The sequence below is a fragment of the Streptomyces sp. NPDC127119 genome (assembly GCF_042677425.1).
In the GTDB taxonomy this organism is placed as follows: domain Bacteria; phylum Actinomycetota; class Actinomycetes; order Streptomycetales; family Streptomycetaceae; genus Streptomyces.
Genome location: NZ_JBHXTO010000115.1, coordinates 22,754 through 30,170, shown reverse-complemented (window position 1 = coordinate 30,170; position 7,417 = coordinate 22,754). Strand labels below are relative to the sequence as shown.

Here is a 7,417-nt window from a genome sequence, read left to right as displayed (position 1 = left end):
CAGTCCGGGCCCTTCGCGTGCTGCCGGGTACTACGTTGCCGCTACGGCGTCAGCCGGTGTCAGCCGTTGCGCTTCCAGCGCGGCTTGTCGTCGCGGCGGAAGGAGGAGCCGGTGGAGCCGGAACCCGAGCCGGAGCCCGCGCCACGGTGGTCGTCGCGGCGGCCGGACGGGCGGTCGTGGCCGCCGGAGCGGAAGCCGCCACCGGTGGGACGGTCGCTCCGGTCACGGTTGAACGGGCGGTCGCTGCCACGGTGACCACCGGAGGGGCGGTCGTCGCGGCGGAAGCCACCGCCGGTGGGACGGTCGCCGTCACGGCGGTCGCGGTTGAAGCCGCCACCCGAGGAGCCCGTGCCCGTGGGGCGGTCGTCGCGGCGGAAGCCGCCACGGTCGCCACCGCGGTCGTCACGACGGTCGTCCCGGCGGAAGCCGCCCGAGGGACGGTCGTCACGACGGTCGAAGGAACGGCCGCCACGCTCGTCGTCGCGGCGGAAGCCGCCGGAGGGACGCTCGTCACGACGGTCACGGCTGAAGCCACCCGACGGGCGGTCGTCGCGACGGTCACGGTTGAAACCGCCCGAGGGACGGTCGCCGTCACGGCGGTCACGGTTGAAGCCGCCACCGGAGCCACCCGAGGGGCGGTCGTCGCGGCGGAAGCCGCCACGGTCGCCACCGCGGTCGTCGCGGCGGAAACCACCGGACGGGCGGTCGTCACGACGGTTGTCGCGACGCTCGTAGTTGCCACGGTCGTCACGGCGCTGACGCGGCTCGTCGCGCACCTCGGCGGCCTGCGCCACCGGCTCCTGCGCCACGGCCACCGCGGCGGCCTCGACGACAGCCGCCGCCTCGGCCAGCGCGGCCTCCGGGTCCTCGCCACGCTCGCGCGCGGAACGGGCGACCAGGCGGTCGGCCTCCTCGCGCAGCTCGACGGCACGCCGCTGCGCGCGCTCCAGCTCCTTCGTGAGCTGCGACACCTCGCGCTCGGCCTGCTGAGCCGCGTTGCCCGCGGACTCGGCCTGGACCTCGGTCATCGACCGGGCGCCCGTGATCTCCGCGACCTCCGGGTCGAAGGCGGCGCCGCCCTGGATGATGTGGCGCGTGGCGTCGACGCCCGCGTCCTCCATCTGACGGAAGATCTGCCGGCGCTGGTGCGGCAGGGAGAGCGACACGACCGTGCCGCTGCGCCCCGCACGGGCCGTACGGCCGGAGCGGTGCAGGTAGTCCTTGTGGTCACCGGCGGGGTCCACGTTCAGGACCAGGTCGATGCCGTCGACATGGATGCCGCGGGCGGCGACGTCGGTCGCGACGAGCGCGTTGACGTAGCCCTTCTTGAAGTCTTCGAGAACGCGCGTACGGGCGCCCTGCGTCATGCCGCCGTGCAGCGCGTCGGCCTTCACGCCCGAGTCGCACAGCTGCTCGGCGATACGGTCGGCGCCCAGCTGGGTGCGGACGAAGATGATCGTGCGGCCCTTGCGGGAGGCGATCGCGGCGGTGACCGGCGCCTTGTCCTTGGGCTTCACGATGAGGATGTGGTGGGACATCGTCGTGACGTTGCCCTGGGCGCTGTCGACCTCGTGCGTCACCGGGTTGGTGAGGTAGCGCTTGACCAGCGTGGAGATCTCGTTCTCCATCGTGGCCGAGAACAGCATGCGCTGGCCGCCGCCGGGGATCTGGTCGAGCAGCTCGGTGACCTCGGGCAGGAAGCCCAGGTCCGACATCTGGTCGGCCTCGTCGAGCACGGCCACCTGGACGTTCTCCAGGGAGCAGGCGCCGCGGTTGATGATGTCGCGCAGTCGGCCCGGGGTGGCGACGAGGACGTCGACGCCGCGCTCCAGGGCGTAGATCTGGTTGCCCATCGACGTACCGCCGCAGACGACCTTCATCTTGAGGCCGAGCACGTCGCCGTACGGCTGGAGGGCGTCCGCGACCTGCATCGCGAGCTCACGGGTCGGCGTGAGGATGATGCCGCGGGGCTTCTTCTTCTCGGTGTGGCCGCCGGAGAGCTGCGTGAGCAGCGGCAGGCCGAAGGAGAGGGTCTTGCCGGAGCCGGTACGGCCGCGGCCGAGGATGTCCTTGCCGGCCAGGGCGTCCGGGATGGTCGCGGCCTGGATCGGGAAGGGGCTGGTCACACCGTTCTGGGCGAGCTTGCGCACGACGCCCTCGGGGAGACCGAGGTCGCTGAACGTGACCTCAGGGGTCTCGGGAGCCGCGGAAATCTCGGGGGCCGCGGTCTCTTCGGTCACCTCGGGTGCCAGGTTCTCGGGCGCAAGGGGCGCCTCGTTCTCGGGCACGACGACGTGATCAGTACTGGAAATGGACATGCGAATGCGAAACCTTCCGGAGTCTCTTCGGCACGCGCCCGTCAACTCCGTGATTTCGCAAACGACCGCCTCAATGCGGTCAGCCACGGCAAGGGAGAGTACGCGCCACGCGGCGCTCTGTGATGGCGCCGGGCGATGGGATCAAACGATCTACTACCATACGCACCCTGTGCCGCTCAAGGCAAACCGGGGTCGAATATCCAGGTCAGAGGCCCGCGCGACGCCCTCACGCCGGCCGGTCCGGACCCTGCCGCCGAAGCCGCCGGACGCCGCTCGGTCCTGAATCCCGGTCCTGAATCCCGGTCCTGGATTCCGGCCCGGGATTTCGGCCCGGGATGCCGGTCCTGGATCCGGTCGGCCCGGGGCGCCGCTCACGCCTGGATCCCGGCCTGGGGCGCCGGTTCCCGACGCTGGACGAGCTGCGGTTCCGGCTCCGGGTGCGCCGAGGACGACGGCTCGGCGGTCGTCGGGTCCGGGGACGGCGGCGGGGTCTCCTTGGGAGGCGTCGGCTCCGGGTCCTGACGCGTCGGCGTGGGCTGCTCCTTCGTCGGCGAAGGCACCCCTGGCCTGGGCTTCTTCCCGCCGCCGTCACCCTTGACCGGCTTCTTCGGCGCGGCCGATCCGCTCTCCCCCGCCGACGGCGACGCCGACCCGGACGCGGACCTGCCCGGCTTCGCCCTGGCGTGTTTTCCGTCACTCGCCCCGTGATAGCCGGAGTCGCCGCGGCCCGCCGCGGACCCCCCGTCGGGTTCCTCGCCGCCCCGCTGCCCCGCCGAGTGGGAGGGCCTGACCCGGCTGCCCCCCTCGTCGTCGCCCACGCTCATGCAGCCCGCGGAGGCGGCGACTGCCAGGGCCGCGGCGGCCAGACGGACGGGTACGTACATGGCGCGCACGGGCAGCTACCTCCGGATGGGGTCCCCTCCTGTCCGGACGGAGCCGGGAGCGCGGGGATAGGTATGAGGAGTCCCCCTGCCCAACTCCCGCCGCCCGCAAGAGGACACGCGGCCGTACGCGCCCCGTGCGCACGGGGCCGGATGCGACCGTGTCCGGACGCCGGACGCCGACCACACCCGGAGGCCGTACATCAGCCGGGTCCGGCGGCCGTACGTCGGCCGTGTCCAAGGGCGGACGTCAGCCGTATCCGAGGGCGTGCAGGCGCGCGTCGTCGATGCCGAAGTGGTGGGCGATCTCGTGCACCACCGTCACCTCGGTCTCGGCCACCACCTCCTCGCGCGTCCCGCACATCCGCAGCGTGGGCCCCCGGTAGATCGTGATCCGGTCCGGCAGCACCCCGGCGTACCACTCACCGCGATCGGTCAGCGGCGTCCCCTCGTAGAGCCCGAGCAGCTCGGGATCGTCGGCGGGCGGTTCGTCCTCGACGAACACCGCCACGTTGTCCATCAACCGCGTCAGCTCCGGCGGGATCCGGTCCAGCGCCTCGGCGACCTGTTCCTCGAACTCCTCGCGCGTCATCTCCAGCACAAGACCATTGTCCGGTACGGACGCCCGGACGCCAGGCCTGCCGCCTGCCGGAGCCGCGGAGGTCACCGGGACGGAAGCCGCATACCCGCCCCGCCCCTTGGGCATACGGGCCCAATGGCCCGCGTCCCCGCTGCCGCCGCTCTGCTCCGCGTACGGAAGGCTCCCCGCATCCTCGTACGGCACTACCGCTCACGCCGTTCCCAGCCCGCCGTCGAACTCGTCCATCAACCGCACCCGTACACCCGGGCTCTCGGGCTCGTCGCCGTCGTGCTGCTCGGCGCGTGGCTCGGTCTGCTGGTCGTCGGGAACGTCCGGGCGCAGGTCGGCCCCATGGACACCACGATGACCCTGCGCCCCTCCCTCACCGGCGGGACGAAGATCAACGTCTCGCCGCTCGGCGCCCTCGAACTGCGCAGCCACACCGCTCCCCTGCGGCTCGACGTGGACGTCGACCAGCTCGACCCGGTCCGCTCGCAGGCCCTCGTCGACCATCCGGAACGGCTCTCCGGCCTCCAGGACGAGGTCGCCGAGGACGTCGGCGCCGGCACGCTCGACCTGGCCGTACGGTCCTGTGTCGCCGTGGTCGCCGGTGCGACCGGACTGGGCCTCGCCGTCTACCGCCGTCCGCGCCGGGCCCTCGCGGCGGGCGGCCTGGCGCTGACCCTGCTGGCCGCCTGCGGGGCGACGGCCTTCGCCACCTGGAACCCCAAGTCGGTCCTGGAGCCGAAGTTCTCGGGCCTGCTCTCCTCCGCGCCCTCGGTCGTCGGCAACGCCCGCAGCATCGTCAGCGAGTTCGACGTCTACCAGAAGGAACTGGCCCGCCTGGTGACGAACGTGACGAAGCTGTACGACGTCACGTCCACGCTGCCCGCGTACGCGCCGGACCCCTCCACGATCCGGGTCCTGCACGTCTCCGACATCCATCTCAACCCGGCGAGCTGGAAGATCATCGCGTCGCTGGTGAAGCAGTACAAGATCGATGTCATCATCGACTCCGGGGACACGATGGACCACGGGACGGCGGCGGAGAACGGCTTCCTCGACCCGGTCGCCGACCTCGGCGCCCCGTACGTGTGGGTGCGCGGCAACCACGACGGGCGGGTCACCCAGGACTATCTGAAGCGCATGAAGAACGTGCACGTCCTCGACGACGGCAGGGCGGCCTCCGTCGCCGGCCTGCGCTTCGCGGGGATCGGCGACCCGCAGTTCACCCCGGACCGCTCGGCCGGGGTGGGCGGCGCCGGCCAGTCGGAGGTACTGGCGGGTGCCCGCCTCGCCTCCTCCCTCCGCGACCAGGAAGCGGCCGGGACCCCGGTCGACATCGCGGTCGCGCACAACCCGACGGCCGCGCGCGAGACGGACGGGGACGTGCCGCTGGTGCTGGCCGGCCATGTCCACCACCAGGAGATGGAGGTCATGAAGTACGGCACGCGGCTGCGCATCGAGGGCTCCACCGGCGGAGGCGGGCTGCGTGCGCTGGAGGGCGACGACCCCGCGCCGATCGAGACGTCGATCCTCTACCTGGACCGCGACACCCGGCGGCTCCAGGCCTGGGACGAGATCAAACTGGGCGGCCTCGGACTGACGACGGCCGAGGTCAGCCGCCATCTCCCGAAGGAGAACCAGCCCGGCGCGCCCGCCTCCACGCCCCCTTCCACCCCCACCCCGTAAACCGTTTTGGCGATCCCTCCCGACATCCCATATGCTTCTCACGTCCCCGACGCGCTGCGAAGCGCCCAGGTGGGCCGATAGCCCTCATCGTCTAGCGGCCTAGGACGCCGCCCTTTCAAGGCGGTAGCACGGGTTCGAATCCCGTTGGGGGCACGCAATACCGTGTGCGAGACTGAGTTCGCTCGCTCGCGCACAAAGCTTGGTCCTGTGGAGCAGTTTGGAGTGCTCGCCACCCTGTCAAGGTGGAGGCCGCGGGTTCAAATCCCGTCAGGACCGCTTGCAGATCACTTCGGTGAACTGCGTGGCTGGGTAGCTCAGTTGGTACGAGCGATCGCCTGAAAAGCGATAGGTCGCCGGTTCGATCCCGGCCCCAGCCACTTCTCGAAGGCCCCGTCCAGATGGACGGGGCCTTCGCCGTGACCCGGGCTTTTGCCCTGCGGCCGGCCGGCGGGTCCTTCGGCTGCGGGTCCGTGGGGGTTGGCCGCGCAGTTCCCCGCGCCCCTCAAAAGCGCCGGCGCGCCACGCGGGCCGCCGCCGCGTGGGCGGGGCCCCGTTCGGGGCGGCGGCCTGAGCCTTGCGCCCGGCGTCTTGCAGGGGCACGGGATCAACTGGACGAGCCCTGGCGCCATTCAGGGGCGCGGGGAACTGCGCGACCAGCCCCCACCGGCCCGCAGCCGAACGAGCCGGCGCCGGCCACATGGCGCAGGCCCCGGGGGGCCATGTGGCTTCGGTGGCTCGTCTCGTAGGTTCCCGTGACGCCGTCAGGCCGCCGCGCCCGCCCCCGAGGATTCCGGGGGTGGGGTGCCCGCCGCGTGGGCCGGGTGCGGTTCCCGGCCTCCTGGGTGGCGGTGGCGCCAGGTCCAGAAGACCGCGCAGCTGACCAGGGCCCAGCCGGTCAGGACCAGGAACGGGAAGATGTGCTGGTGGCCGGCGAAGTACACCGCCGTGTGCTGGGCGTTGACCGAGCCGCCGGGCGGGAGCCAGCGGCCGATGACGCCGAGCGGGGACGGCAGCAGGGGCCAGGAGACCGCGCCGCCCGAGGAGGGGTTGCCGAGCATGACCATCAGCCCCCAGGTGGGCAGCATCGCCCAGCGCCCGAACAGGGTGTTGAACATCGTGAAGACCATGCCGGACGTGAACATGGTCAGCGCGAGGATCAGCCAGGACTCGACGAACGGCAGCTTCAGGGCGCCGAGGATCCAGTCGACCGCCACCACGATCACGAAACCGCCGAGCAGGGCGTACGCGGCGGTGAACGCGATGCGTTCGACCGGGTTCAGCCCCCGCGCGTGCACGCTGAGCTGGATCGCCCCGATGAAGCCGATGATGACGGCCGCCAGGGAGATGTAGAAGATGGCGAGGCCCCGTGGATCGCCCTCCTGGAGCGGCTTGATGTCCCGGACCGTGACCGCCACCCCCGTGGCCTTGCCGACGGCCGGCGCCGCCTGTTCCAGCAGTTCCGCGACCGATGCTCCGGACGCCCCGGAGACGTCGAGGACCACCGCCCTGCCGTTGTCCCGCGTATCGAGGATCGCGAAGACCTTCTGGTCGTTCACCGCCTGGACGGCCGCCGCACGGCTGTCGTACGCGTGGATCTTCAGGGAGGCGTCGAGCGCCTTCTCCATCCCGGCGAGGAACGCCTTGCCCCGCCCCTCCTCGTACGAGCCCACGATCGCGGTCGGCACATGGCGCGGGGTCGGGTTCGCCATGGAGTACGTGTACGAACCCGCGAAGAGGCCCGCCGCCGCGGCGAGGATCAGCACCAGCACCGACGCGGGAAGGAAGGGGGACTCCTTGAAGGAGGCCCAGCGTTCGCGCCGCGTGGGCGGTCTGCCATGGGCACCGTGCGGCATCTCGGACATACGCCCACGCTAAAGGCGCATAAAGGATATTTCTCTGCGACGGTCACCTCAACCGGCCTCGGAGCCCTGCCTGCCGGACAGGCC

At 71.8% G+C, this 7,417-nt stretch carries 5 protein-coding genes and 3 tRNA genes; 4 read left to right on the top strand and 4 right to left on the bottom strand.

All coding sequences use genetic code 11. The features are described from left to right. Nucleotides 1–59: 59 nt before the first annotated feature. From ACFVH5_RS33660 to ACFVH5_RS33650, 3 genes are all read right to left on the bottom strand, one after another. Nucleotides 60–2,318 carry a DEAD/DEAH box helicase gene (locus ACFVH5_RS33660; RefSeq protein WP_385837478.1) on the bottom strand — a complete coding sequence of 753 codons (2,259 nt, stop codon included), beginning with the start codon at nt 2,316–2,318 and terminating at the stop codon, nt 60–62. Nucleotides 2,319–2,689: 371 nt separating this feature from the next. Beyond that, on the bottom strand, nt 2,690–3,202 hold the full coding sequence (locus tag ACFVH5_RS33655) for a hypothetical protein (protein WP_385837480.1): 513 nt from the start codon (nt 3,200–3,202) through the stop codon (nt 2,690–2,692). Between the two features lie 247 nt (nt 3,203–3,449). After that, nucleotides 3,450–3,800 (bottom strand): metallopeptidase family protein, encoded by a 351-nt coding sequence (locus tag ACFVH5_RS33650; RefSeq protein ID WP_384806526.1) that lies wholly within the window; start codon nt 3,798–3,800, stop codon nt 3,450–3,452. A gap of 114 nt (nt 3,801–3,914) precedes the next feature. Here ACFVH5_RS33650 and ACFVH5_RS33645 point away from each other — a divergent pair, with 114 nt between their 5' ends. From ACFVH5_RS33645 to ACFVH5_RS33630, 4 genes are all read left to right on the top strand, one after another. Next, the gene (locus tag ACFVH5_RS33645; protein ID WP_385837477.1) at nt 3,915–5,471 is read left to right on the top strand and encodes a metallophosphoesterase; all 1,557 of its coding nucleotides are present in this window, start codon (nt 3,915–3,917) and stop codon (nt 5,469–5,471) included. An 80-nt stretch (nt 5,472–5,551) separates the two neighbouring features. Continuing rightward, nucleotides 5,552–5,624, top strand: a tRNA-Glu gene (locus tag ACFVH5_RS33640). Nucleotides 5,625–5,672: 48 nt separating this feature from the next. Beyond that, nucleotides 5,673–5,747 (top strand) — tRNA-Asp (locus tag ACFVH5_RS33635). A gap of 27 nt (nt 5,748–5,774) precedes the next feature. Continuing rightward, a tRNA-Phe gene (locus tag ACFVH5_RS33630) sits at nt 5,775–5,848 on the top strand. A gap of 384 nt (nt 5,849–6,232) precedes the next feature. Here the strand turns inward: ACFVH5_RS33630 and ACFVH5_RS33625 are convergent. Next, the gene (locus ACFVH5_RS33625) at nt 6,233–7,324 is read right to left on the bottom strand and encodes an ABC transporter permease (protein ID WP_385837479.1); all 1,092 of its coding nucleotides are present in this window, start codon (nt 7,322–7,324) and stop codon (nt 6,233–6,235) included. Nucleotides 7,325–7,417 lie beyond the last annotated feature (93 nt).